The organism is Inquilinus sp. KBS0705 (assembly GCA_005938025.2).
In the GTDB taxonomy this organism is placed as follows: Bacteria; Bacteroidota; Bacteroidia; order Sphingobacteriales; family Sphingobacteriaceae; genus Mucilaginibacter.
Genome location: VCCI02000004.1, coordinates 20,938 through 47,231, shown reverse-complemented (window position 1 = coordinate 47,231; position 26,294 = coordinate 20,938). Strand labels below are relative to the sequence as shown.

21 protein-coding genes are annotated in these 26,294 nt (G+C 41.8%); 14 read left to right on the top strand and 7 right to left on the bottom strand.

Features of this window, described 5'->3' with window-relative positions; all coding sequences use genetic code 11:
* The first annotated feature begins 47 nt into the window (after positions 1 to 47).
* The 6 genes from rpoB (at position 48) to rfbA (ending at position 11,405) form a co-directional block, all read left to right on the top strand.
* Positions 48 to 3,851, top strand: a complete 3,804-nt coding sequence (rpoB, locus tag FFF34_016790; protein TSD63262.1) for a DNA-directed RNA polymerase subunit beta — start codon at positions 48 to 50, stop codon at positions 3,849 to 3,851.
* Positions 3,852 to 3,948: 97 nt separating this feature from the next.
* Positions 3,949 to 8,235, top strand: coding sequence for a DNA-directed RNA polymerase subunit beta' (gene rpoC / locus FFF34_016785; protein ID TSD63261.1), 4,287 nt, complete (start codon positions 3,949 to 3,951; stop codon positions 8,233 to 8,235).
* A gap of 66 nt (positions 8,236 to 8,301) precedes the next feature.
* Positions 8,302 to 8,613, top strand: a complete 312-nt coding sequence (locus FFF34_016780) for a DUF3467 domain-containing protein (GenBank protein TSD63260.1) — start codon at positions 8,302 to 8,304, stop codon at positions 8,611 to 8,613.
* Between the two features lie 83 nt (positions 8,614 to 8,696).
* Complete coding sequence (locus tag FFF34_016775) at positions 8,697 to 9,626, top strand: GDP-L-fucose synthase (protein TSD63259.1); 930 nt, start codon at positions 8,697 to 8,699, stop codon at positions 9,624 to 9,626.
* Positions 9,627 to 9,674: 48 nt separating this feature from the next.
* Positions 9,675 to 10,529, top strand: a complete 855-nt coding sequence (gene rfbD, locus FFF34_016770) for a dTDP-4-dehydrorhamnose reductase (protein ID TSD63258.1) — start codon at positions 9,675 to 9,677, stop codon at positions 10,527 to 10,529.
* Positions 10,530 to 10,541: 12 nt separating this feature from the next.
* Positions 10,542 to 11,405 carry a glucose-1-phosphate thymidylyltransferase RfbA gene (gene rfbA / locus FFF34_016765; protein ID TSD63257.1) on the top strand — a complete coding sequence of 288 codons (864 nt, stop codon included), beginning with the start codon at positions 10,542 to 10,544 and terminating at the stop codon, positions 11,403 to 11,405.
* Between the two features lie 179 nt (positions 11,406 to 11,584).
* Here rfbA and miaA read toward each other — a convergent pair whose 3' ends face one another.
* The 6 genes from miaA to FFF34_016735 form a co-directional block, all read right to left on the bottom strand.
* A complete protein-coding gene (gene miaA / locus FFF34_016760) occupies positions 11,585 to 12,520 on the bottom strand; it encodes a tRNA (adenosine(37)-N6)-dimethylallyltransferase MiaA (protein ID TSD63256.1) in 936 nt (311 codons plus the stop codon).
* A 64-nt stretch (positions 12,521 to 12,584) separates the two neighbouring features.
* A complete protein-coding gene (locus tag FFF34_016755; GenBank protein TSD63255.1) occupies positions 12,585 to 13,235 on the bottom strand; it encodes a plasmid pRiA4b ORF-3 family protein in 651 nt (216 codons plus the stop codon).
* 36 nt (positions 13,236 to 13,271) lie between these two features.
* Entirely contained in the window at positions 13,272 to 14,684 is a 1,413-nt protein-coding gene (locus tag FFF34_016750; protein ID TSD63254.1) for an HD domain-containing protein, read from the bottom strand.
* Between the two features lie 56 nt (positions 14,685 to 14,740).
* Positions 14,741 to 15,307, bottom strand: coding sequence for a threonylcarbamoyl-AMP synthase (locus tag FFF34_016745; GenBank protein TSD63253.1), 567 nt, complete (start codon positions 15,305 to 15,307; stop codon positions 14,741 to 14,743).
* Entirely contained in the window at positions 15,300 to 16,424 is a 1,125-nt protein-coding gene (locus FFF34_016740) for a glycosyltransferase family 4 protein (GenBank protein TSD63252.1), read from the bottom strand. Before FFF34_016740 ends, FFF34_016745 begins: the two co-directional genes overlap by 8 nt.
* 3 nt (positions 16,425 to 16,427) lie before the next feature.
* Complete coding sequence (locus FFF34_016735; GenBank protein ID TSD63251.1) at positions 16,428 to 17,243, bottom strand: 2,3,4,5-tetrahydropyridine-2,6-dicarboxylate N-succinyltransferase; 816 nt, start codon at positions 17,241 to 17,243, stop codon at positions 16,428 to 16,430.
* 74 nt (positions 17,244 to 17,317) lie between these two features.
* Between FFF34_016735 and FFF34_016730 the strand changes: the two genes are divergently transcribed.
* From FFF34_016730 to FFF34_016695, 8 genes are all read left to right on the top strand, one after another.
* Positions 17,318 to 17,713 carry an RNA-binding S4 domain-containing protein gene (locus FFF34_016730; GenBank protein TSD63250.1) on the top strand — a complete coding sequence of 132 codons (396 nt, stop codon included), beginning with the start codon at positions 17,318 to 17,320 and terminating at the stop codon, positions 17,711 to 17,713.
* Between the two features lie 164 nt (positions 17,714 to 17,877).
* Positions 17,878 to 19,173 carry a nucleotide sugar dehydrogenase gene (locus FFF34_016725; protein TSD63249.1) on the top strand — a complete coding sequence of 432 codons (1,296 nt, stop codon included), beginning with the start codon at positions 17,878 to 17,880 and terminating at the stop codon, positions 19,171 to 19,173.
* 14 nt (positions 19,174 to 19,187) lie between these two features.
* On the top strand, positions 19,188 to 20,105 hold the full coding sequence (locus FFF34_016720; GenBank protein ID TSD63248.1) for an NAD-dependent epimerase/dehydratase family protein: 918 nt from the start codon (positions 19,188 to 19,190) through the stop codon (positions 20,103 to 20,105).
* Positions 20,102 to 21,049: a glycosyltransferase family 4 protein gene (locus tag FFF34_016715; GenBank protein TSD63247.1), complete on the top strand. Its 948-nt coding sequence runs from the start codon at positions 20,102 to 20,104 to the stop codon at positions 21,047 to 21,049. Before FFF34_016720 ends, FFF34_016715 begins: the two co-directional genes overlap by 4 nt.
* A gap of 252 nt (positions 21,050 to 21,301) precedes the next feature.
* Positions 21,302 to 23,230: a polysaccharide biosynthesis protein gene (locus FFF34_016710; GenBank protein TSD63246.1), complete on the top strand. Its 1,929-nt coding sequence runs from the start codon at positions 21,302 to 21,304 to the stop codon at positions 23,228 to 23,230.
* Between the two features lie 109 nt (positions 23,231 to 23,339).
* On the top strand, positions 23,340 to 24,275 hold the full coding sequence (locus FFF34_016705) for a KpsF/GutQ family sugar-phosphate isomerase (GenBank protein TSD63245.1): 936 nt from the start codon (positions 23,340 to 23,342) through the stop codon (positions 24,273 to 24,275).
* Positions 24,276 to 24,277: 2 nt separating this feature from the next.
* Positions 24,278 to 25,018: a 3-deoxy-manno-octulosonate cytidylyltransferase gene (kdsB, locus tag FFF34_016700; GenBank protein ID TSD63244.1), complete on the top strand. Its 741-nt coding sequence runs from the start codon at positions 24,278 to 24,280 to the stop codon at positions 25,016 to 25,018.
* Positions 25,005 to 25,784, top strand: a complete 780-nt coding sequence (locus FFF34_016695) for a 3-deoxy-8-phosphooctulonate synthase (GenBank protein TSD63243.1) — start codon at positions 25,005 to 25,007, stop codon at positions 25,782 to 25,784. The genes kdsB and FFF34_016695 overlap by 14 nt, the downstream gene beginning before the upstream one ends.
* Here the strand turns inward: FFF34_016695 and FFF34_016690 are convergent.
* Complete coding sequence (locus FFF34_016690) at positions 25,781 to 26,260, bottom strand: nucleoside deaminase (GenBank protein TSD63242.1); 480 nt, start codon at positions 26,258 to 26,260, stop codon at positions 25,781 to 25,783. The two genes, FFF34_016695 and FFF34_016690, sit on opposite strands and share 4 nt — an antisense overlap.
* Between the last annotated feature and the right edge of the window lie 34 nt (positions 26,261 to 26,294).

Here is a 26,294-nt window from a genome sequence, read left to right as displayed (position 1 = left end):
CTATTTAACCAGCAACAAGTTTATTAATAAACTAAAATTATAATACCTTGGCAAACAACAATAACCAAAGAGTAAACTTTGCAACCAGCAGAAAGGTACTTGATTACCCCGATTTTCTGGATGTACAGTTACAATCTTTCCAGGAATTTTTTCAATTGGAAACCACCTCAGACAACCGTTACAAAGAAGGGTTGTTTAAAGTATTTGCCGAAAATTTTCCGATCTCTGATTCAAGGAACATCTTTGTTTTAGAGTTTCTTGATTACTTTATTGATCCGCCACGTTACGATATACGCGAGTGTATTGAGCGCGGGTTAACTTACAGTGTGCCATTAAAAGCAAAACTTCGCTTATCATGTAACGATGCCGAGCACGAAGATTTTGAAACAATTGTACAGGATGTTTATTTGGGTACCATCCCTTATATGACACCTAAAGGTACTTTTGTTATAAATGGTGCCGAGCGTGTAATTGTATCGCAGTTACACCGTTCGCCAGGTGTGTTCTTTGGCCAAAGCCGCCACACCAACGGTACAAAACTATACTCGGCCCGTGTTATACCTTTTAAAGGTTCCTGGATTGAGTTTGCTACAGACGTTAACAACGTGATGTATGCTTATATTGACCGTAAAAAGAAATTCCCGGTTACTACGCTGCTTCGTGCTATAGGTTACGATTCTGATAAAGATATATTAGAATTATTTGAACTAGCAGACGAGGTTAAGGTTAGCAAAAGCGGCTTAAAGAAATTTATTGGCCGTAAGCTTGCTGCAAGGGTGCTTAAAAAATGGGTTGAGGATTTTGTGGATGAGGATACAGGTGAAGTGGTATCTATCGACCGTAACGAGATCATCCTTGAGCGCGAAACCGTATTGGAAGACGACCATATTGATATGATTATTGATGCAGGTGTAAAAACCATCATCCTAAACAAGGAAGATGCTGCCACCAGCGGTGATTATACTATTATATATAACACACTACAAAAAGATACTTCGAACTCGGAGAAAGAAGCGGTTGAGCACATTTACCGCCAATTGCGTAACGCCGAACCACCTGATGAGGAAACTGCACGTGGTATCATCGATCGTTTATTCTTCTCTGATAAAAGATATGATTTGGGCGATGTGGGAAGGTACCGCATCAACCGTAAATTAAAGCTGAATACCTCTGACGAAACAAAGGTATTAACCAAGCAGGATATCATCGCGATTGTGAAATACCTGATCAAATTAATCAACTCAAAAGCCGAGGTGGATGATATTGATCACTTGTCAAACCGTCGTGTACGTACCGTTGGCGAGCAGCTGTATGCACAATTTGGTGTAGGTTTAGCGCGTATGGCCCGTACTATCCGCGAGCGTATGAACATTCGTGATAACGAGGTGTTTACACCAACCGACCTGATCAATGCACGTACATTATCATCTGTGATCAACTCGTTCTTCGGAACAAACCAGTTATCGCAGTTTATGGACCAAACCAATCCACTGGCAGAGATCACGCACAAGCGTCGTCTGTCAGCCTTAGGCCCCGGCGGTCTGTCGCGTGAGCGTGCAGGTTTCGAGGTTCGTGACGTACACTACACCCACTACGGTAGATTATGTACCATCGAAACTCCCGAAGGACCAAACATTGGTTTGATATCATCACTTTGTGTACACGCTAAAATTAACAACTTAGGCTTCATCGAAACCCCGTACAAACGTGTGGTTGATGGTGTAGTACAAGTACAGGAGCCGGTTATCTATTTATCTGCCGAGGATGAAGACGGTAAAACCATTGGCCAGGCCAACGCTCATTACGATGATAAAGGTGTATTTGCCACCCCGCGTGTTAAGGCACGTTTTGAAGGTGACTTCCCTATCATCGAGCCGGAAAGACTGGATCTGATGGATATTGCTCCAAACCAGATCACATCAATAGCGGCATCGTTAATTCCATTTTTGGAGCATGATGATGCTAACCGTGCCTTGATGGGTTCAAACATGCAACGCCAGGCTGTACCATTGTTACGCCCCGAGGCGCCAATTGTAGGTACAGGTTTGGAAGGCCGTGTAGCAAAAGACTCTCGTACCCTTATCAATGCCGAAGGCAATGGTGTGGTTGAGTATGTTGATGCTAACGAAATAAAAATTAAGTATGACCGTAACGAACTTGATCGTTTGATCTCTTTTGATGGTGATACCAAAAGCTACTTGTTAACCAAGTTTAAAAAGACAAACCAAAGCACTACCATCAACTTAAAGCCGATTGTTAAAAAAGGCCAGCGTGTTGAAAAAGGACAAGTGCTTTGCGAAGGCTATGCAACTCAGGATGGCGAGCTTGCATTAGGTCGTAACCTTAAAGTGGCATTCATGCCTTGGCAAGGTTACAACTTCGAGGATGCGATCGTTATATCTGAGCGTGTAGTGTCTCAGGATATATTCACATCACTTCACGTTGAAGAATTTGAACTGGAAGTGCGTGATACTAAACGCGGCGAAGAGGAATTGACACCGGATATCCCTAACGTATCAGAAGAAGCCACTAAAGACCTTGACGAAGACGGTATCATCCGTGTTGGTGCCGAGGTTAAAGAAGGCGACATCCTGATAGGTAAGATCACTCCAAAAGGTGAATCGGACCCTTCACCGGAAGAAAAACTGTTACGTGCCATATTTGGTGATAAAGCAGGCGATGTTAAGGATGCATCATTAAAAACTCCGCCATCAATTGCGGGTGTGGTTATTGATACAAAATTATTCTCTCGTGCTAAAAAAACAACTAAGGCCGAAGAAAAAGCGCAGATAGAAAAACTTGACGCTAAACACGATAAAGCTGTAAAAGATCTTAAAAACACTTTAATTGAAAAGTTATTTGAGATTGTGAATGGTAAAACATCACAAGGCGTTTATAATGTTTACAAGGAGTTGTTTGTTGCCAAAGGCGTTAAATTTACTCAGAAAATTCTGACCGAACTTAACTACGAAAACATCAACCCAACCAAGTGGACCACTGACGATGATAAAAACGACCAGATAAAAACTTTGCTTCACAACTATAACATTAAAGTGAACGAAGAACTTGGTGCTTACCGTCGCGATAAATTTGCGATAAGCGTAGGCGACGAGTTGCCATCAGGTATCGTACAAATGGCTAAAGTTTACATCGCTAAAAAGCGTAAGCTTAAAGTGGGTGATAAAATGGCGGGCCGCCACGGTAATAAAGGTATTGTTGCGCGTATTGTACGCGACGAGGATATGCCTTTCTTAGAAGACGGTACCCCGGTTGATATTGTGTTGAACCCATTGGGTGTACCATCACGTATGAACCTTGGCCAGATATACGAAACTGTATTAGGCTGGGCCGGTAAAGAGCTTGGTGTTAAATTTGCTACCCCTATTTTTGATGGTGCAAGCCATACCGAAGTAGAGGAGTGGGTTAAAAAAGCAGGCTTACCAGAAAGTGGCCGTACCTATTTATACAATGGCTTAACCGGCGACCGTTTTGACCAGCAAACAACTGTAGGTATCATCTACATGCTTAAACTGGGCCACATGGTTGACGATAAGATGCACGCGCGTTCTATCGGGCCATACTCGCTTATTACACAACAACCATTGGGTGGTAAAGCCCAGTTTGGTGGTCAGCGTTTTGGTGAGATGGAGGTTTGGGCACTTGAAGCATTTGGTGCATCAAACATACTGCAAGAAATATTAACCGTTAAATCGGATGATGTTATCGGCCGTGCCAAAACCTACGAAGCTATTGTTAAAGGTGAAAACCTGCCAACACCTTCAGTTCCTGAATCATTCAACGTATTGGTTCACGAATTAAGAGGTTTAGGTTTGGATATCACATTAGAATAATTATTGAATTATAGAGGGATTGAATTATTAAGTAATTCAATCCCTTCATCAATAAGTCAATAATTCATTCCTTCAATAATTAAAAACAAAGGAGACTATGTCTTACAAAAAGGATAATAAAATCAAGAGTAATTTCACCACAATTACCATCAGTTTAGCTTCTCCCGAATCTATACTTGAGCGTTCAAGCGGTGAGGTTTTAAAACCTGAGACCATTAACTACCGTACCTACAAACCTGAGCGTGATGGTTTGTTTTGCGAGCGTATTTTTGGCCCGGTTAAGGATTATGAGTGCCATTGCGGTAAATACAAACGTATACGTTACAAAGGTATTGTTTGCGACCGTTGCGGTGTTGAAGTAACCGAAAAGAAGGTACGCCGCGAGCGTATGGGACACATCAACCTGGTGGTTCCTGTTGCGCATATCTGGTACTTCCGCTCGTTACCAAACAAAATTGGTTACCTGTTGGGTTTACCTACAAAAAGGCTCGACCTGATCATTTATTACGAAAGATATGTAGTTATTCAGCCTGGTATTAAAGAAGCTGACGGTATATCCAAAATGGATTTCCTGACAGAAGAAGAATACCTGGATATATTGGATACTTTACCAAAAGAAAACCAATACCTGGATGATAAAGACCCACAAAAATTTGTGGCTAAAATGGGTGCCGAGGCACTGGAAGAATTATTAAGACGTATTGATCTTGATGAGCTTTCATACAACCTGCGCCATCAGGCAGCTAACGAAACTTCGCAGCAACGTAAAAACGAAGCGCTAAAACGCTTACAAGTTGTTGAAGCTTTCCGTGGTGCGGCTACAAGGATCGAGAATAACCCATCATGGATGATCGTTAAGATCGTTCCGGTTATACCTCCTGAATTGCGCCCCTTAGTACCATTGGAAGGTGGCCGTTTCGCTACTTCCGATCTAAACGATTTATACCGCCGTGTAATTATCCGTAACAACCGTTTAAAACGATTGATAGAGATAAAAGCGCCAGAGGTAATTTTACGTAACGAAAAACGTATGTTACAGGAAGCTGTAGACTCGTTATTTGATAACTCACGTAAAGTTAACGCGGTTAAAACCGAAGGTAACCGTGCATTAAAATCACTTTCAGACATCCTGAAAGGTAAACAAGGCCGTTTCCGTCAAAACTTATTAGGTAAACGTGTAGATTACTCGGCACGTTCGGTAATTGTTGTAGGGCCAAACCTTAAATTACACGAGTGCGGTTTACCAAAAGATATGGCTGCCGAGCTGTTTAAACCATTTATCATTCGCAAGATGATTGAGCGTGGTGTGGTTAAAACGGTAAAATCTGCCAAAAAGATAGTTGACCGTAAAGACCCATTAGTTTGGGATATTTTAGAAAACGTATTAAAAGGCCACCCTGTATTATTAAACCGTGCGCCTACGCTGCACAGGTTAGGTATACAGGCTTTCCAACCAAAACTGGTTGAAGGTAAGGCTATACAATTACACCCATTAACCTGTACCGCCTTTAACGCGGATTTTGACGGTGACCAGATGGCTGTGCACGTACCACTTGGTAACGCAGCAATTTTGGAAGCCCAGGTATTAATGCTGGCATCGCACAACATCCTTAACCCTGCTAACGGTACGCCTATTACAGTACCATCACAAGACATGGTGCTTGGTTTGTACTACATAACCAAAGGCCGTAAAACTGATGAAACACGTGTTGTTAAAGGGCAAGGTTTAACTTTTTATTCTGCCGAAGAGGTAATTATAGCTTACAATGAGCGTAAAATTGACCTGCACGCGTTTATAAAAGTTAAAGGCAAAATTAAAGAACGCGATGGCCAGATCGTATCAAAAATAATTGAGACCACTGTAGGCCGCGTGTTGTTTAACCAGCATGTACCCGAAGAGGTTGGTTATATAAATGAGCTGTTAACCAAAAAATCACTGCGTGATATTATTGGCGAGATAGTGAAAATGACCGGTATGGCACGCGCTGCCCAATTCCTTGATGATATTAAGGAATTAGGATTTAAGATGGCGTTCCAGGGTGGTTTATCATTTAACCTGAAAGACATTAACATACCTGAAGAAAAAGTTACGCTGATCGCCCAGGCTTCAAAAGAAGTGGAAGACGTGATGAATAACTATAACATGGGTTTCATTACTAATAACGAGCGTTACAACCAGATCATCGATATCTGGACACGTATCAACAACCGCTTAACCGCGAATGTAATGAACATCCTGAGCAACGATAACCAGGGCTTTAACTCTGTTTACATGATGCTTGATTCGGGTGCACGTGGTTCTAAAGAGCAAATCCGTCAGCTTGCAGGTATGCGTGGTTTGATGGCTAAGCCTCAAAAATCAGGTTCGGGCGGCGAGATCATCGAAAACCCTATCCTTTCAAACTTTAAAGAAGGTTTGTCGGTATTAGAGTACTTCATATCTACCCACGGTGCGCGTAAAGGTTTGGCGGATACAGCGTTAAAAACTGCAGATGCCGGTTATTTAACACGTAGGTTGCATGATGTTGCACAGGATATGATTGTTGGTGAGGTTGATTGCGGTACCTTAAGGGGTATTTACACAACTGCGTTAAAAGATAACGAGGATATTGTTGAGCCGTTATACGATCGTATTTTGGGCCGTACTACATTACATGATGTACATGACCCTATCACCAACGAATTGTTAATTACTGCAGGCGAAGATATTACCGAAGAGATAGCTAAAAAAGTAGAGAACTCTCCGTTAGAAGGTATCGAGATACGTTCGGTATTAACATGCGAAAGCAAACGCGGTGTGTGTGCTTTATGCTATGGCCGTAACCTTGCAAGCGGTAAACGCGTGCAAATGGGCGAGGCTGTAGGTGTAATTGCTGCACAGTCAATCGGCGAGCCGGGTACACAGTTAACACTACGTACATTCCACGTGGGTGGTACCGCGTCAAACATCGCGGCGGAGTCGCAAATTAACGCGAGGTTTGAAGGTGTTATTGAATTTGAGAACGTACGTACAGTTGAATATAAAACCGAAGAAGAAACTGTTGATGTAGTGTTGGGCCGTTCAGGCGAGTTCCGCATTATTGAGCCGGGTACTAACAAGGTTATTGTTACCAACAACATCCCATACGGTTCATACCTGTATGTAAAGGATGGTGCTAAAATCGCTAAAGGCGACCGTATATGTTCATGGGATCCGTACAATGCGGTTATCATATCTGAATTTGCAGGTTCAACCCAGTTTGAGGCTGTATTAGAAGGTATCACCTTCCGCGAGGAAAGCGATGAGCAAACCGGCCACCGCGAAAAGGTAATTATTGATACCAGGGATAAAACTAAAAACCCTGTTATACAAATAGTTGATAATAAAGGTAACGTTATAAAAGGTTATAACATCCCGGTAGGCGCTCACATTGCTGTTGAAGAAGGTGAGAAACTACAAACAGGGCAGGTTATTGCTAAAATACCTCGTTCAACCGGTAAAACGCGCGATATTACAGGTGGTTTACCACGTGTAACCGAGTTATTTGAGGCACGTAACCCATCTAACCCTGCGGTAGTAACCGAAATTGATGGTGTTGTAACTTTAGGTGGTGTTAAACGTGGTAACCGCGAAATCACTATCGAAAGTAAAGACGGCCAGGTGAAAAAGTACCTGGTGCCATTATCTAAACACATCCTTGTACAGGATAACGACTTTGTTAAAGCAGGTATGCCATTGTCAGATGGTTCTATCTCGCCGGCAGATATCCTTGCAATTAAAGGCCCTGCTGCCGTACAAGAGTATCTTGTAAATGGTATACAGGAAGTTTACCGCTTACAGGGTGTAAAAATTAACGATAAGCACTTTGAAGTTATAGTGCACCAAATGATGCAAAAAGTTGCCATTGAAGATGCCGGCGATACCCGCTTCCTGGAAAGGGAAGCTGTGGATAGTTGGGACTTTATGACAGAGAACGATGAAATGTTTGATAAGAAGGTAGTTACCGAACCTGGTGATTCTACCAACTTAAAATCAGGCCAGATCGTATCTTTAAGGAAACTGAGGGACGAAAACTCGATTTTAAAACGTAAAGATTTAAAATTGGTTGAGGTAAGGGATGCAATTGCAGCCACATCAAGCCCAATGTTACAAGGTATTACCAGGGCATCATTAGGTACAAAATCATTCATTTCAGCGGCATCGTTCCAGGAAACTACAAAAGTACTGAACGAAGCAGCCATAGCAGGTAAAAAAGACCTGATGCTTGGTTTGAAAGAGAACGTTATTGTTGGTCACTTAATTCCGTCAGGAACAGGTTTACGCGAATACGAAAATATCCGCGTAGGTTCTCAGGAAGAGTTTGACCGCCTGATGGCTTCTAAAACTGAAGAAGTGGAAGCTTAATCAGATTTTTTTAAATACTTTTGCAAAGCCTGTTATGAAAATAACAGGCTTTGCTATTTTAGTACCATGGAAGAACAAAACGAAACCCAGTTGAATATTGAGCTTTCTGAAGAAGTTGCAGAAGGTATTTACGCTAATCTTGCTATTATAACACACTCAAGCTCGGAGTTTGTGCTTGATTTTATACGTGTGATGCCGGGCGTACCAAAAGCTAAGGTAAAATCAAGGATAGTACTAACACCCGAGCACGCCAAACGCCTGTTAGTTGCCCTGCAAGACAACATCGAAAAGTTTGAAGAAGCAAACGGGCGTGTTAAAATTCAAAACGACCCAACCGGTTTCCCAATGAATTTTGGCGGAACTATGGGACAGGCTTAGTATGTTATTGGTTCATTAGTTAGTGAACGGCGACCGAATAGGACCAATGAACAAATGAGCCAGTGAACTAATAAACAAACTAAATGGAAAAAGACGCCAAAATATATATTGCCGGCCATCGCGGCATGGTAGGTTCGGCCATTAAACGCAAGCTGGAAAAAGAGGGTTTTACAAACTTTGTAACCCGTAACTCGTCAGAGCTTGATCTGCGCGATCAACAGGCTGTAACCGCGTTTTTTGCGCAAACCAAGCCCGATTATGTGTTTTTAGCGGCTGCCAAAGTTGGGGGCATTGTGGCCAATAACACTTATCGCGCCGAGTTTTTGTATGATAACCTGCAAATACAAAATAACGTTATCCATCAATCGTATGTTAACGGTGTAAAAAAGCTGATGTTTTTGGGTTCCAGCTGTATTTATCCAAAATTGGCACCGCAGCCTTTGCACGAGGATGCCTTGCTTACCGGCCTGTTAGAGCCGACTAACGAGCCTTATGCCATTGCCAAAATTGCCGGTATAAAAATGTGCGATGCCTACCGCGCGCAGTACGGCTGCAATTTTATTTCGGTAATGCCAACCAACCTTTATGGTTATAACGATAATTACCATCCGCAAAACTCGCATGTATTGCCGGCATTGATACGCCGTTTTCACGAAGCTAAAGTGCAAGGCACACCATCGGTAACTATTTGGGGCAGCGGATCGCCGCTGCGCGAGTTTTTATTTGCTGATGATTTGGCCGAAGCTTGTTACTACCTTATGCAGAATTTTGATGAGGCGGGCTTCATCAACATAGGCAGCGGTAAAGATATTTCCATTAAGGACCTTGCCCTGATGATAAAGGATATAATTGGTTACAAGGGCGAGTTAAACTTTGATAGCAGCAAACCCGATGGTACCCCACGCAAGTTGATGGATGTATCAAAACTGGCCGCAAAGGGATGGCGATACACTACCGAATTGGAAGACGGTATTCGCCTGGCTTACGCCGACTTTTTAGATAAGCATATATAATTTTAAGTTTTTGTATATTGCAGCATAATTAATTCAGCTACAAATAATATGAGTAAAGCGATTGTTTTTGGTGCCTCGGGCCAATTGGGCCAATGTTTAAAAACGGTTGCTAATGATAGGGATATTGAGTTTTTGATATTCCCGGATGAGCAGGAAGCCAACATACTGGATGTACCGGCACTTACCCAGCTCTTCGAAAAATACGACCCCTCGTACTGCATCAACTGCGCTGCCTACACTGCTGTAGATAAAGCCGAAGACGATGCCGAAACCGCTTACAAAATAAATAAGACAGGGGTAGAGAACCTGGCAAAGCTATGCGCGCAGTTTAACACTGTTTTAGTGCATGTATCAACAGATTTTGTATTTAAGGGTGATGGATCTGTCCCGCTTACAGAAGAGGATGTAGTCGAGCCTATAAGCGTTTACGGACAAACCAAACTAGACGGCGAAAAGGTAATCCCTGAATACCTGGATAACTACTTTATCATCCGCACAGGGTGGTTATACTCTGAATTTGCCAATAACTTTGTTAAAACCATGCTTAAGCTGGGTGCCGATAGAGACGAGCTTAAAGTAATTGCCGACCAAACCGGCACACCTACCTATGCTATCGACCTGGCAAATTGTATTTTAGATATCATCATCAGTGGCAGCGAAGAATACGGCATATACCACTACAGCAACGAGGGTATAGCTACCTGGTACGAATTTGCCCGCACCATATTTGACCTTGCGGGCACCAACGTAAAGGTAATACCCATACCAACAACCGAATACCCAACCCGCGCAACCAGGCCAAAATATTCGGTAATGGATAAATCAAAGATAAAAGAGACCTTTAACATGGATATCCCTTACTGGAAATCGAGTTTAGAGGTTTGTATTGAAAGATTAAGTTAAAAAAGCACATCAATGAAAGGCATTATATTAGCAGGCGGCTCGGGTACAAGGCTATATCCAATAACAAAAGCAATAAGTAAGCAGTTAATGCCTATTTACGATAAGCCGATGATCTATTACCCGCTATCGGTATTAATGCTGGCCGGTATCAGGGAAATATTAATAATAACCACCCCCGAAGATAACGATAGCTTTAAACGCCTTTTAGGCGATGGTAAAGAGCTGGGCTGTGTGTTTGAATACGCCATACAAGAAAAACCGAACGGCCTTGCACAAGCCTTTGTAATTGGCGAGAAGTTTATAGGAAATGACAAAGCCGCCCTTATATTAGGCGATAACATATTTTACGGCGCGGGCTTTAGCAAGCTGCTGCAAAGCTTTAATGATGTAGATGGTGCCGCCATATTTGCCTACCCCGTTGCCGACCCCGAGCGCTACGGCGTAGTAGAGTTTGATAAGGATTTTAAAGCATTATCTATAGAAGAGAAGCCTGCAGAGCCAAAATCGAAGTTTGCCGTGCCGGGATTATACTTTTATGATAATACCGTAATACAAATAGCTAAAGACCTTAAGCCATCCCCGCGTGGCGAGTACGAGATAACCGACGTAAACAAGGTATACCTGCAACAAGGAAACCTTAACGTTGGTGTGATGGACCGCGGCACCGCATGGCTTGATACCGGCACCTTCGATTCGCTTAGTGATGCTACCGAGTTTGTAAGGGTGATAGAAAAACGCCAGGCCAAAAAAATAGGTTGTATAGAAGAGGTTGCCTACCGCATGGGTTTCATCAACGCCGATCAGTTGATGGCGCTGGCTCAAAAGTATATCAAAAGCGGTTACGGCGTTTACATCCAGTCGGTGTTAGAGAATTAACGCGCCCCGGAAAATATTTCATTTTTAAATTTTCCATTTTCTACTTTTCGGGCAAATGCAAAATATATTCCTGATAACTTGTTTTATCAGGATTTTTTCTTTATATTAACTGGAGTAGGGTAGCGAAAAAAATGGAAAAATTTCCGCTGTAAGCAACAAAAAAGTGGAGTATTTTATAGCTAAGGTTGCAAAGCCTGCAAGCTATTTACCAAGGTAAGTATTTTTGTTATCAGCTGCGGGTCGCCGGCATCAAACCACACCATATCCTTATCCTTCCGGAACCAGGTAAGCTGCCTTTTGGCAAAGCGCCGGGTGTTTTGTTTAATGGCTGCAATGGCATTATCCAAGTCGGTCTTTCCATCAAAATAATCAAAAATTTCGCTGTAACCAACAGTATTTAAGGCATTTAATTTGCGGTGGGGTATCAGGCCTTTTACTTCGTCAACCAAGCCCTCGGCTACCATATGGTCTACCCGTTGGTTAATACGGCTGTAAAGCTGTTCGCGCGGCATATCCAGGCCTATTTTGATGATATTGAACGGCCTTTTATTCAGGGTAGCCTTCCTGTAAAACGATATAGGCTTACCCGTACCCACATATACCTCTAAGGCCCTAATTACGCGCTGTGGGTTGTTTATATCTACCTGGCTATAGTATGTAGGGTCTATGGCTTTTAGTCGCTCCTGTAGGGGGATAATACCGTTTTGGGCTAACTCGTTATTTAGCGTGTCTCTTATGCTTGCGTCAGCTACGGGTAGATCGTCAAAGCCCTCGGTTATCGCCTTTATGTACAGTCCTGAGCCTCCGGCTAATACTACTATATCCTTGTCTGTAAACAGCTTATCTAACAACACAAGGCACTCCCGCTCAAAATCACCTACCGAAAAAGGCTCGGTAATAGAGTGAGAATTGATAAAATAATGAGGTGCAGCAGCTAATTCGGCCCCGGTAGGCTTAGCTGTACCAATAGACATCTCCCTGAAAAATTGCCTGGAATCGGCCGAAACCACCACTGTATCAAAGTGTTGTGCAAGAGCAATGGCAGCCGCGGTTTTACCAGAGGCTGTGGGGCCGGCAATTACAATTAGGGTTTTGGTATGAAGAGGAGTGCTCATAGTTTTAGTCCATGGTCCATAGCCTACGGTCCATGGACTAAAATAGGAAATATGTTATAGAATACTAATAGTCGTCGCGGCCGGGTTTATCTTCATCCTCAAATTCTCCGTCATCGCCAAAGCCAAACTCATCTTCTTCTTCCTCGTCGTCAACCTTCTTTTCTTCAACCTCATCGCCTGTATCGGTTACTTCCGAAAAGTCTTCAGCATCCTCCGGATTATAGCCTATTTCGTTTAAAAAGTCGAAATCGCCTCCTGCTTCTTCATCGGCAGTTTCGGCAATTGCGGGGTTAAATACATTGCCAAACTGCTTAGGTGCCTCGCCAACCGAGCGTACAACAGCCGGATAAGTAGTGCCCGGTGCTTCGTCAAGTATAATCTTCATTAACTCAACGTGGAAATCAAAAGGCCTGTCGAAGTTAAAAGTGTAGTAAAACTTTTGATGCGGGTCGTCTATATAGCTGCTTAGCTTAATTTTATCCATCAATGGTATTTTCCGGTCAATACGCTTTTGATTGGGAAGGTAGGTTATTTCCTCACCTTTCATCCATTGATCGTTGCTTATATAAAATGATGAAGGATATTCGGGGTTATAACCAGTGCTTTGGTGTATAGCCTTATGAAGATCTTCAAAAGTTTGATTTGATTTTACATCAATATCCCGTGAAACGTCATCGTAATCTTCAAAAGTAACCCTGAACCTGTATAGTGCCATTTTTAGTAGTTTTTGTCAAAAATAGTAATGTTTATTTTAATTGGAGTTTGCAACAACTTTCAAGCCAATTTCTGTGCCTTTTTCAATTGTATAGTTAATTGCGGCTTCGCGCTCGTTTGGTATCTCACCTTCCAGTATCGCTTCGCGTATCTTGCTTTTAATAATGCCCACTTCACGCCCTTCGCCGATGCCAAAAAGCTGCATTATATCCAGCCCGCTTACAGGTGGCTGCCAGTTGCGTATGTTGTCGCGTTCTTCAACATCTTTTAGCTTTTGCAGCACCAATTCAAAGTTTTGCCTGTATTTTTTAACCTTATAGTCATTTTTGGTGGTTACATCTGCTTTACAAAGCAGCATTAACGCCTCTATATCATCCCCCGCCTCAAACAACAAGCGCCTAACTGCCGAATCGGTTACGATGGATTGCGACAGAACGATAGGCCTTAAATGCAGTTGTACCAGCTTTTGTACAAATTTCATTTTCTCGTTCAGCGGTAATTTTAGCTGTGCAAATATTTTAGGTACCATGCGCGCACCTTTATCCTCGTGGCCATGAAATGTCCAGCCGTGGCTGGGTTCAAAGCGTTTGGTAGGCGGTTTAGCTATATCGTGCAAAATAGCGGCCCAACGCAACCAAAGGTCGTCAGTAGTTTCGCAAATATTATCTAATACCTGTAAAGTATGGTAAAAGTTATCTTTATGCCCTTTACCGTTTATGATCTCTACACCATACAGGGCAACCATTTGCGGGAAAATAATGTGCAGCAGGCCTGTATCAAACAAATAATTGAAACCGATTGATGGTTTAGGCGACAGGATGATCTTATTCAGCTCATCAGTAATACGCTCCTGCGATACGATCTTTATGCGCTGTAAATTACTCTTTATAGCCTCAATAGCTTCATCATCTATCTTAAAATCAAGCTGCGATGCAAAACGAATAGCCCGCATCATGCGTAACGGGTCGTCGCTAAAGGTTTCTGTAGGATTTAATGGTGTCCGTATTAGTTTTTTCTCAAGGTCGGTAATGCCGTTAAAAGGGTCTATCAACTCACCAAATTGATCGGCATGTAAAGCTATAGCCAATGCGTTTATAGTAAAATCGCGGCGTTTCTGGTCGTCTTCCAGTGTCCCGTTTTCTACAATTGGTTTGCGCGACTCCGAGCGGTATGATTCTTTACGTGCACCAACAAATTCTACCTCAACATCCTGGTAGCGCAACATGGCAGTGCCAAAGTTTTTAAATACCGATACCTTAACGTTTAGCTTAGCGGCAACGGCTTCGGCAAAGCTGATACCGTTACCCAGCACTACAATATCGATGTCTTTTGATGGCCTGTTCAAAAAAATATCGCGTACGTAACCGCCAATTGCATAAACATGTACATTTTGTTCGGCAGCAAGTTTAGCTATAACAGAAAATACCGGATGTTGCAGGTGTTGTTTCATAAAAAAGACTGCGAACAGGCGTTTGTGTACAGCGCAAATTTAGCGATTATAAAAAATTAACGGCGAATAAATTCAAAACCGCCATTTGGGTCAAGTCGCATAATGGTCGACGGTTTTTTTGATTCAGTACTATATTGGTCAATATCAACCACATAATCAACACCATCGATAATGTCCTGATCTATTTTTGAAAAATATTCGGGCGATGGCCTACCACTTATATTGGCCGATGTAGATACCAGGGGCTTGCGCAAACGTTGTATTAACTGTTGGCAAAACGGGTGATTACTTACCCTAATACCCACACTGCCATCTTCGGCAATTATAGCCGGCGATAGGTTGCGAGCCCAGGGCATAATTAGGGTAAGCGGGTTTTCGGCATATTCTATCAGGTCGTAAGCAATATCGGGTACTTCGGTAATATAGCTGGCCAGTTTATTGTCGTTATCTATCAGCACGATCATGCTTTTGCTTTCATCGCGCTGTTTAAGTGCATATATTTTATTAATTGCCTCGGTATTGGTAGCATCGCACCCAATACCCCAAATGGTATCAGTAGGGTATAAAATAATACCACCGTCCTGTATAACTTTTAATGCTTTGTTTACTTCGTCTTTAAGCATTGTGTAGTGTTGTGTATAAATGCATGTATCGTGCTGCCAGTTTATCGTCGGCAAAGTTAAGCGCAAATTTTAAACCTTTGCTAATCATGTTTGCTTTTAATGCATCATCAGCAAGTATGCGGTTAATGTTTGCAGCGAGTGCTTTATGGTCATCGGGCGAGTTGTATGAGCTATCGGGCCCGCCGGCTTCTTCCAGGCACGAACCCGTTGAAGCAACTACAGGTACGCCCGAATTTAAAGCTTCGAGGATAGGGATTCCAAAGCCCTCATATCGCGATGGATAAACAAATACGGATGCTAATTGATAAATAACGGGCAGGTCGGTAAAGGGTACATCAGTTAAAAAAACAACCCTTTGCTGCAGATCCAATTGGTTAATTAGTTGATTTATCCGCTTATAATAGGCGGTTTGGCGGCCAACAACCACTAACTTAATAGACGTGCTTAATAGGGGCAAGGCTTTTACGAGCAATGCCAGATTTTTACGCTCCTCAACAGTGCCAACGCTTAACAAATACCCGGCCGGCAGATTATATTTTACGCTAACTGATGATTTTATCCCTTCAGAATATTGCTGTTTAAAAGCCGCATCGCAGCCCTGGTATATTACTTGTATCTTATCAGCATCAACATTAAGCAGTTCAATCAGGTCTTGCCTGGTTTTAGTACTGATGGCGATGATCTTATCGGCGGTTTTGCAGGCATTGGTTAGCTTAAATTTATAAATGGCGCGGCTTATTACGCCAAAATACTGCGGGTAACGCATAAAAATCACATCGTGCACGGTAACAACCGTTTTAGCACCTGATGATTTGATATCTAAAGGTAGTTCATGGCTTAAACCGTGATAGATGTTGATGCCATCGCGTTTAATATTGTTTACTATACCATTGGTGCGCCACCACGAAGTAAGCAAGGCGATTTTTGGGAAAACCGTTTTTATGTTTGGTATAGAACGCAAAAGATCAGGCCATTTGCCGGGCCTGATCTTTGGAGTATATAAGTAAAAATTATTTTGAGGATATGACGATGCAAGCAATTTAATTAACCAACGGCTGTAATTACCCAGCCCTGTGTTGTTTAAAAATGCCCGTTTAGCATCATATCCTATCTTCATGGGTTAAACAGCCACGTTGTTTTCTCTCAGCGCATCATTTAAAGATGTCTTTTTGTCGGTCGACTCCTTACGTTTGCCTATGATAAGCGCGCATGGAACCTGAAAATCGCCGGCAGGGAATTTTTTGGTGTAAGAACCGGGGATGACTACTGAACGTGCAGGTACATGGCCTTTATATTCAACCGGGGTAGAGCCTGTAACATCAATAATTTTGGTCGATGCGGTTAAAACCACATTTGCACCTAAAACAACTTCACTTTCTAAGTGAACGCCCTCAACCACAATAGCCCTCGAACCTAAAAAACAATTGTCTTCTATGATCACAGGCGCAGCTTGTACGGGTTCTAAAACACCGCCAATGCCTACACCGCCGCTTAAATGTACATGCTTGCCAATTTGCGCGCACGAGCCTACTGTTGCCCAGGTATCAACCATAGTGCCTTCGTCTACATATGCACCAATGTTTACGTACGATGGCATCATGATAACACCTTTGGCTAAAAATGCACCGTAACGGGCAATAGCATGTGGTACTACGCGTACGCCAAGCTCTTTATAGTTGGTTTTCAGTTTCATTTTATCGTGAAACACAAAAGGCCCAACCTTAATTTCTTCCATTGTACGGGTAGGGAAGTATAGGATAACAGCTTTTTTTATCCAGTCGTTTGTATGCCAACGGGTGCCTATTAGCTCGGCCACACGCATCTCGCCTTTATCTAATCGGTCTATAACAGTATTTATGGCGTTAATGTAGTCGTTTTCGCTCAGAAGGGTGCGGTTATCCCAGGCATCCTCTATCATTTTTTTTAGATCTTGCATCAGTAATATAAATTTTGTCAAATTAAAGGAATTTTAAGGAGATTTGTTTGAATTGTAATGACAGAAATACACACATGGCCGAAAAGGAAAAACTAAGGATAGATAAATATTTATGGGCGATACGTGTATTTAAAACACGTACGTTGGCATCTGATGCATGCAAAGCCGGCCGGGTAAAACTGGATGGCAGCAATATCAAAGCCTCGCGCGAGGTAAAGTTGGGCGAGGTTTACCAGGTATCAAAAGGGATAGAAAAGCGGGTGATAAAAGTAACCGGATTGTTAGAGAACCGTGTTGATGCCAAAACAGCTGTAAACTTTTATGAGGATATAACCCCGGTTGAGCAAACGCAGGCATTTAAATCGATGTTTCATGCACCTTTGCTAAAGCGCGACCGTGGAACAGGCCGCCCAACCAAGGCTGACAGGCGCGAGATAGATGACCTGAAAGATAATTTTTTTAACGATTAAACATTACGGTGATTTTACAGTTATAAGCCCTTGATACATAACTGTTCATTTTATTTTACAAAAAAGGCTAATTTAGCCCGCTTAACGTTAGCTTACTATAGCTAAAAACAATGCCTTTATCATATTGATAATAAGGCGGATTATAGGTAAGCAAATACTTGAATATGCCAGGCAAAGCAGAATTGAAAATAGCTATTATAGGTTTAGGATACGTAGGGCTGCCATTGGCCAGGCTTTTTGCAACTAAATACCCGGTTGTTGGGTTTGATGTTAAGCAAAGCCGCATAGCCGATTTAAATAAAGGCTTAGATAACACACTGGAGGTTGACGAAGATGTATTAAAGGCCGTTTTGGTAAAGCAGCCTTCAAACCAAAATGGTTTGTTTTGTACTACCGATATACAGGATATTAAAGACAGCAATATTTATATTGTTACAGTACCTACCCCGGTTGATAAAAATAACCGCCCTGATCTTGAACCGTTATATAAAGCCAGCGAAACCATTGGCAAGGTAATTAAGACGGGAGATATAGTGATATATGAATCGACAGTATACCCTGGCGCTACTGAAGAAGAATGTATACCAGTTATAGAAAAAGTATCGGGCTTAAAGTTTAACCGGGATTTTTTTGCAGGCTACTCGCCCGAGCGTATAAACCCCGGCGACAAACTGCGTACGGTTGAAAATATATTAAAGATAACATCCGGCTCGACACCCGATATCGCTAGGCGTGTAGATGAGCTTTACCGATCAGTTGTAACGGCCGGTACACATTTGGCACCATCGATAAAAGTAGCTGAAGCAGCAAAGGTAATTGAGAACTCGCAGCGCGATATTAATATAGCCTTCGTTAACGAACTGGCCAAAATATTCAATAAGCTTAATATAGATACTGGTGCAGTATTAGCAGCAGCCGGCACCAAATGGAACTTTTTGCCATTTAAGCCGGGATTGGCAGGAGGGCATTGTATAGGTATAGACCCTTATTACCTGGCCCAAAAGGCTCAAGAGATAGGCTATCACCCAGAAATTATACTTGCCGGCCGCCGGCTAAATGATGGCATGGGCGAATACATAGCCCACGAAGTAGTGAAGTTGATGGTTAAGAAGGAGATACGTGTTAAAAATGCCAATATATTAGTTTTAGGGGTAACATTTAAAGAGAATTGCCCTGATGTGCGCAATACAAAGGTTGTAGATGTACTTAACGTATTAAAAGATTACGAAGCCAATTTAACCATTTACGACCCCTGGGCCGAGCCGGCCGAAGTGAAGCATGAATACGGATGGGAATCTGTTAAAGAGTTGGGTACAGCTGCAAATTTTGATGCCATTATATTGGCAGTAGCGCATAGCCAATTTATGGAACTTGATCTTGTGGCGCTTTGTAATGACAATAAGGTTATTTATGATGTAAAGGGCGTATTAGATCGCAGCTTAATTGATGGTGGCCTATAAATGAGAAGATACTAATGTTCATGGCAAAATATGATTACCTGTTAACAGGGGCAAGCGGTTTTCTGGGTGGTGTAATAAATGAATATTTAACCTCAAACGCAGCTACTGTTATTACCCTTGATAGAAACGCCACAGGTATAAAAGCCGATATTACGCAACCTATTGATATTGACAACGGGTTACAGGTTGATGTAGTGATACATAATGCCGGTAAAGCACACTATGTACCCCGTACTACTGCCGAAGAAAAGGTTTTTTTTGACGTTAACCTGCAGGGCACCAAAAACCTTTGCCATGCTATAGAGCAATTAATAGTTAAACCCAGGGCTTTAATATTTATAAGCACGGTTGCTGTTTACGGTGTTGATGCCGGAAAAAATATTAGCGAAACGCACCCGCTAAACGGAAACACACCTTATGCTAAAAGCAAGATAGAGGCAGAGGAGTGGCTTACCGCCTGGGCTAAGCAAAACGATATATTATTAGGTATTTTACGTTTACCATTGGTAGCAGGGCCAAATCCACCCGGTAACCTTGGTGCCATGATCAAAGGAATTAAATCAGGAAGATATTTAAGCATAGGTTCGGCCAATGCGCGTAAAAGTGTAGTTTGGGCAGCAGATATAGCTGCAATAATGCCTGTGCTTGCCCAAACAGGAGGGGTTTTTAATGTAACCGATGGGCATAACCCCAACTTTGCCGAACTTGAAGCCGTAATTGCACAGGCCTTACAAAAGAAGAAGCCTACGCGTATACCTATGTTTATTGCTAAATTGTTAGGTTATGTTGGTGATGTTTTGGGGCACTTTCCGTTAAATAGCGATAAGTTAAAAAAGATAACATCAACCTTAACGTTTGACGATAGCAAAGCGCGGAAATTACTTGACTGGACCCCATCTCCAGTATTGATTAAACTCTCAGAAACTATATGATATACGCTGTTGTAACTGTACTGTTATTTGTATTGCTGTTGGCTTATTTCCGCATAGCCGACCATTACAACATTATAGATCATCCTAACGAGCGCAGTTCGCACTCCGTTATAACAATCCGCGGTGGTGGTGTGGTGTACATGTTCGCGGCTGTAATAGCGGTGGTACTACATTTTAATGAGTTTTATTGGGCAGCAGCGGGGATACTCTTAATAGGCACTATTAGTTTTTTAGATGATATGCATACACTGTCGAGTACGGTGCGTATCCCTTTCCATATAGCTGCGGTAACGTTTATGCTGTTGTTTTTGAATGCGTTTAATACTTTGCCTGTTTATGGATGTGTTTTGCTATATATGCTGGCAATTGGCAGTATAAACGTTTACAACTTTATGGATGGCATTAATGGTATTACTGGTGCATATAGCCTGGTAGTGTTAGGCGGCTTGCAATGGATAAACATTAAACAAACCACATTCATTAACCCCCATCTTATTTGGTTACCTATTATAGGCACAATTGTATTCTTGTATTTTAACTTTCGTAAAAAGGCCAAATGCTTTGCGGGTGATGTGGGTAGTGTTTCTATCGCTTTTTGGATACTAACCTTGCTGTTGAAATTAATATTGCTTACTAATAACTGGGTATATATTCTTTTCCTTGCCGTTTATGGTGTTGATTCGGTTTTAACCATAGTGCATAGGATTATTTTAAAACAAAACATTCTAAAAGCACATCGCCTCCACTTTTATCAGTTATTGGCTAACGAGCAAAGGGTTCCCCATTTACTCGTATCTGCAGGATATGCTTTGGTACAGCTTATAGTAATTGTACTTATTTTATTTAATCCTGCCTTCTCGCCATACCTTTTATTTGTGCTTGTTCTTTTCCCACTTGCAATTATTTATATTCTTATTAAACCCCGCGTTGCTAAAGCAGTCTGACATACTGTAACAAAATTTTTATAATCCATTTGTAAATAACTTTGTTTAGGGATGTTAAACACGTTTAAACGCATTTTAATAATGTTTTAAGTGTTTATCAGGCGCTTAAAAATGGAATAATTTACAGTTGTATTTTAGAGTTTAATAATAAATTAGGCTATATCACTAAAACTATTCACTATATTTAGTTGTTGCATACGTATATTTATATTATTTTTATATTTGTACTATAGTATATGTTAACTGTTTGACATGAAGAAATTTCTACTTTTTAACAAAGTTGTACCCAGATGGATAATAATGCTATTGGACTTTGTTATTGTTACATGGTCATTTGCTTCTTCATATCTAATTGTTCAGCGTTTCGATTTCAATAACATTTTAAGAGGGTACTTTTTTATTTACACAGGCATATATTGTATTATTGCCGGGGTAGTAATGTACTTGATGCGTATACATACCGGTTTAATAAGGTATTCAAATACGCGTGATGTACTTCGCATATTTTCATCAGTATTTATAAGCACAATAGTTTATTTAGTATTAGTTACCTTATGGGTTAAACCAATACTTAAAATAAATTCGGCCACTATTGATCTGGTACTATTGGTTAATTTTTCGGTATCAAGTACTCTATTAATATTACTCAGAAGCGCTATTAAAGGTGCTTTTAATTATATTACCAACTACTCCAACTCTAAAAAAACGGTTGTGCTTATTTACGGTTCAGATACCAGCGCAGTGTTGGTAAAACAAGCTTTAGAATCAAGTTCAAAAACTAATTTCGTTATAGCTGGGTTTGTTGATGCAGATAGCAGTAAAATAAACAAAGAAATTCAGCAGGTGAGGGTTTATGATATAAACAAACTTGCCAAAATAAAAGAGAAACGTAAGGTGGATAAAATGATTATCATGAACCACCACCTTGACGAGCAGGCCAAAAAAATAGCACTCGAAAAATGTTTAGCATTGGACATTCAGGTACTTACCGTACCACCGTCTGACCAATGGATATATGGTAAACTTAACCTGCAGCAAATAAAGGATCTGAAGATTGAAGACCTGCTACAGCGTAAAACTATCCAGATAGATACCACCCGTATTTCAGAAGACCTGCAAGGTAAAAGGGTGTTAATAACTGGTGCAGCAGGTTCTATTGGTTCCGAGATTGTGCAACAGGTTTTGCAATATAACCCGGCTATGCTGATCATGTGCGACCAGGCCGAATCGCCTTTACATGACATCCGCTTAGAAGTTGAAGAGAAGTTCTCGCACGTGCCTGTTAGGATATTTATTGGCGATATAAGGGATTATGATCGTATGAACAGGCTTTTCTCCAGCTATCAGCCCGAAGTAGTGTATCATGCGGCAGCTTACAAGCACGTGCCAATGATGGAAGAAAACCCATCGGAAGCAGTTAGGGCAAATGTATTAGGTACAAAAAACATAGCCGACCTGTCTGTTGCCTTTAGGGTCAGAAAGTTTGTAATGATATCAACCGATAAAGCGGTAAATCCGTCAAACATAATGGGTACAACCAAGCGTATTGCCGAGTTGTATATACAGTCGCTTAAAGATAGCCCTGCAAATAAAGGGACGTGCTTTATTACCACACGCTTTGGCAACGTTTTAGGGTCTAATGGTTCTGTTATACCGCGCTTTAGGGCCCAAATACAAAAAGGTGGCCCTATTACGGTTACACATCCCGAGATCACCCGTTATTTTATGACCATACCCGAAGCTGTACACCTGGTGTTAGAAGCAGGCACAATGGGCAGTGGTGGCGAGATATTTATTTTTGACATGGGCGAACCTGTTAAGATAATTGACCTTGCCCTTAAAATGATAAAACTGGCTGGTTTGCAACCGGAGCGCGACATTAAGATCGTATACTCAGGCTTGCGCCCGGGCGAAAAATTATATGAAGAATTGCTTAATGAAGGTGAGAACACCATGCCAACCCACCACGAAAAGATAAAAATTTCGAGGGTAATATCTTACGAATACCGCCAGGTAGCAGAGGATATTAATAACCTTATTTTGCTAAACAAAAAAGGTGATGAAATGGCTGTGGTAAATAAAATGAAGGAGATAGTTCCGGAATTTATTAGTAAAAACTCCATCTTCGAAAACTTGGATTCAAAGCAAGATGATAAAAAGCCGGAGCTATTGCTTGATTAAATGCGATCCCTTTCCGTTTGTATGCTTATCATCTAACTCATTTTTAAAGCCACATTAAATTTATTGAGTATTATTGCAAACATTTTAACATCAGCAGCTATTGCGGCTTATGAAGAGTATTGCACAAAACGTTTTTGATATCGAGATAGCATCGTTGCAGCACGTAGCTGGAATGATAGATGAGCATTTTAGCCTGGCTGTAGATGCTATACTAAATGCCGAAGGTAAATTGGTAGTATGTGGCATGGGTAAATCCGGCCATATAGGTAAAAAGATATCAGCTACCTTTACCAGCACAGGTACCCCCAGTTTTTTTATGCACCCATCCGAAGCTTTTCATGGCGACTTAGGTATGGTAAGTGCAAATGATGTGGTATTGCTTATATCTTATTCGGGTGAAACTGAGGAGATACTTAAACTGGTTCCTTATTTTAAGTGGAATAATAACACCATTATTACTATAACAGGCAACCCAAATTCAACCCTTGCCAAAAACGCCGCGCACATTTTAAATGTAGGAGTAAAGCAGGAAGCCTGTCCGTTAGAATTGGCACCCACATCATCAACAACCGCAACCCTGGTTATGGGCGATGCTCTTGCAGTAGCTTTAATGAAACGCAGAGATTTTAGTCCGGGCGATTTTGCCCGTTTCCATCCCGGCGGCAGGTTGGGGCGTAAGTTACTGGTAAAAATAAAGGAGTTAATGCGTACCGATGCACTGCCTTTTATTGATGCGGATGCATCCTTTACACAATTGCTTTTACGAATGTCTGAAGGTAGGTTAGGGATGGTTATAGTGGGCCGCCCCGAAGATGTACAAGGGGTTATTACAGACGGTGACCTACGACGTGGCTTAATAAAATATCCTAATATACAGCAGCTGCCAATTACCGATATCATGAGTACCAACCCAAAAATGGTTGCAGAGGATGAATTGATATACGAAGCAGAGGCCCTGATGATGGATCGTAAAATAACTACTTTGCTGGTGCATAATAATGATAATCTATTGACAGGGGTTTATCAGCTTTTTAACCAGGCTTAGCTATGAAGGCTGTAATTATTATACCCGCCCGTTTAAAATCGACCAGGCTGCCCGAAAAGGTGTTGCTTGACCTTGGTGGGAAGCCGGTTATACAACGCGTTTACGAGGCATGCCTGCAATCTAAATTGCACCATGAGATATGGATAGCTGCTGATAGCGAAGCTGTGTTTAATGTTTGTAAGAAATTTACAAATAATGTTATCATGACCAACCCCGACCATCCCAGTGGCACTGACCGCATTGCCGAGGTGGCTGCTCAAATTGATTGTGAGATAGTAATAAACGTACAAGGCGACGAACCTTTTTTTGAAGCCGGATTAATAGATACACTGATAACGGCCCTCCATAACAAAAATGAAGTAATGGCAAGCGTTTGCGCACCTTTAGAAAATATGGAAGAGCTAAACAACCCTAACCTTGTTAAAGTTGTTACCGATGTGAATGGACATGCCATCTATTTTTCACGTTTTGCAATACCTTTTTTGAGGGATAGAGAGGTTGAAGATCCTTCGGCTTATAAAAAGCATATGGGTGTGTACGCTTACAAGGCCGATTTTTTGAGTAAATTTATCAAACTGCCTGTGTCGTTTTTAGAAGCATCAGAAAAACTGGAGCAATTACGGGCGGTAGAGAACGGATATAAAATTAAAATGATTGCAGTACAAGGTTTTGAAAAAGGCATAGATACAGCCGACGACCTGGAACTTGCACGCAAAAAAATAGTAAACAATGGCACTATATAAAGATATTATCGAGAAACCTTTTTTTATTATTGGCCCATGTGTAATGGAGAACCAGGGCCTGCTTTACACCGTAGCCGAAAAGGCTGCCGAAATAAAAAGTAAGTATCCGGTAACCGTTGTATTTAAATCATCTTTTGATAAGGCTAATCGTACCAGTATACATGCCTACCGTGGCCCCGGTATCGAAAAAGGCTTAGAGATGCTTAACAATGTAAAGGAGAAATTTGGGTTAGAGGTAACTACCGATATCCATGAGCCATTTCAGGCTAAAATAGCTGCCGAAGTAGTTGATATATTGCAAATCCCCGCCTTTTTATGTCGCCAAACCGACTTGCTGGTTGCCGCCGCGCAAACCGGCAAAGTGGTAAACGTTAAAAAAGCACAGTTCCTGTCTGGCCACGATATGTTTTACCCTGCACAAAAGGTAAAAGAAGCCGGTAACGATCAAATCATCTTAACCGAGCGTGGTAACTCGTTTGGCTATAATAACCTGGTAGTTGATTTCAGAAATATTTATGATATGAAAGAATTTGGCTACCCGGTATGTATGGATTGTACACACTCGGTACAACGGCCGGGCGGTGCCGGAGGTAAAACAGGCGGCGACCGCAAATTTGTACCTTACATGGCCCATGCGGCACGTTCATTTGGGGCAAGCGGTTATTTTATAGAAACTCATCCCGACCCCGATCACGCGCTTAGCGACGGCCCTAATATGCTCTACTTGAGCGATTTGGAGGAATTGATTAAATCGCTGATCAACTAATAATCGGTTTTGTTTTCTGATAGGTGCCATTGCTTAAATGCCACTTGTGCCTCGTTACGCATTAGTTGCATAAAGTGTAATTTGCGCTTCTCCATAGGTTGTTCCAACTCCTCGTAAATAGCATGGTCGTCAAAGCCAATGGCGGCAGCGTCCTCTTTGGTGTTGGCATAATAAATTTTGTCAATATGTGCCCAGTATATGGCGCCCAGGCACATGGGGCATGGCTCGCAGCTGGTGTATATTTCACAGCCTGCTAAATTAAAAGTGCCAAGTTCCTGGCAGGCAAGCCTTATGGCCGATATCTCGGCATGGGCAGTAGGGTCGTTTTGTGGAACAACCTTATTGGCGCTGCGTGCTACTACCATACCATCTTTTACAATTACAGCACCAAACGGACCGCCAAGGGCGTTTTTTAAGTTGTATTCTGATAGCTCGATAGCCATCTGCATAAAGGTTTCGTGTTGGTTATGTTCCATCGCGGGGATAAAATTAAAAAACCCCAACCATAGG

What these genes read in the sequence shown, in the direction of transcription:
- rpoC (TSD63261.1), top strand. Translation starts at nt 3,949, where the DNA reads ATGTCTTACAAAAAGGATAATAAAATCAAGAGTAATTTCACCACAATT.
- FFF34_016780 (TSD63260.1), top strand. Translation starts at nt 8,302, where the DNA reads ATGGAAGAACAAAACGAAACCCAGTTGAATATTGAGCTTTCTGAAGAA.
- FFF34_016775 (TSD63259.1), top strand. Translation starts at nt 8,697, where the DNA reads ATGGAAAAAGACGCCAAAATATATATTGCCGGCCATCGCGGCATGGTA.
- rfbD (TSD63258.1), top strand. Translation starts at nt 9,675, where the DNA reads ATGAGTAAAGCGATTGTTTTTGGTGCCTCGGGCCAATTGGGCCAATGT.
- rfbA (TSD63257.1), top strand. Translation starts at nt 10,542, where the DNA reads ATGAAAGGCATTATATTAGCAGGCGGCTCGGGTACAAGGCTATATCCA.
- miaA (TSD63256.1), bottom strand. Translation starts at nt 12,520, where the DNA reads ATGAGCACTCCTCTTCATACCAAAACCCTAATTGTAATTGCCGGCCCC.
- FFF34_016755 (TSD63255.1), bottom strand. Translation starts at nt 13,235, where the DNA reads ATGGCACTATACAGGTTCAGGGTTACTTTTGAAGATTACGATGACGTT.
- FFF34_016750 (TSD63254.1), bottom strand. Translation starts at nt 14,684, where the DNA reads ATGAAACAACACCTGCAACATCCGGTATTTTCTGTTATAGCTAAACTT.
- FFF34_016745 (TSD63253.1), bottom strand. Translation starts at nt 15,307, where the DNA reads ATGCTTAAAGACGAAGTAAACAAAGCATTAAAAGTTATACAGGACGGT.
- FFF34_016740 (TSD63252.1), bottom strand. Translation starts at nt 16,424, where the DNA reads ATGAAGATAGGATATGATGCTAAACGGGCATTTTTAAACAACACAGGG.
- FFF34_016735 (TSD63251.1), bottom strand. Translation starts at nt 17,243, where the DNA reads ATGCAAGATCTAAAAAAAATGATAGAGGATGCCTGGGATAACCGCACC.
- FFF34_016730 (TSD63250.1), top strand. Translation starts at nt 17,318, where the DNA reads ATGGCCGAAAAGGAAAAACTAAGGATAGATAAATATTTATGGGCGATA.
- FFF34_016725 (TSD63249.1), top strand. Translation starts at nt 17,878, where the DNA reads ATGCCAGGCAAAGCAGAATTGAAAATAGCTATTATAGGTTTAGGATAC.
- FFF34_016720 (TSD63248.1), top strand. Translation starts at nt 19,188, where the DNA reads ATGTTCATGGCAAAATATGATTACCTGTTAACAGGGGCAAGCGGTTTT.
- FFF34_016715 (TSD63247.1), top strand. Translation starts at nt 20,102, where the DNA reads ATGATATACGCTGTTGTAACTGTACTGTTATTTGTATTGCTGTTGGCT.
- FFF34_016710 (TSD63246.1), top strand. Translation starts at nt 21,302, where the DNA reads ATGAAGAAATTTCTACTTTTTAACAAAGTTGTACCCAGATGGATAATA.
- FFF34_016705 (TSD63245.1), top strand. Translation starts at nt 23,340, where the DNA reads ATGAAGAGTATTGCACAAAACGTTTTTGATATCGAGATAGCATCGTTG.
- kdsB (TSD63244.1), top strand. Translation starts at nt 24,278, where the DNA reads ATGAAGGCTGTAATTATTATACCCGCCCGTTTAAAATCGACCAGGCTG.
- FFF34_016695 (TSD63243.1), top strand. Translation starts at nt 25,005, where the DNA reads ATGGCACTATATAAAGATATTATCGAGAAACCTTTTTTTATTATTGGC.
- FFF34_016690 (TSD63242.1), bottom strand. Translation starts at nt 26,260, where the DNA reads ATGGAACATAACCAACACGAAACCTTTATGCAGATGGCTATCGAGCTA.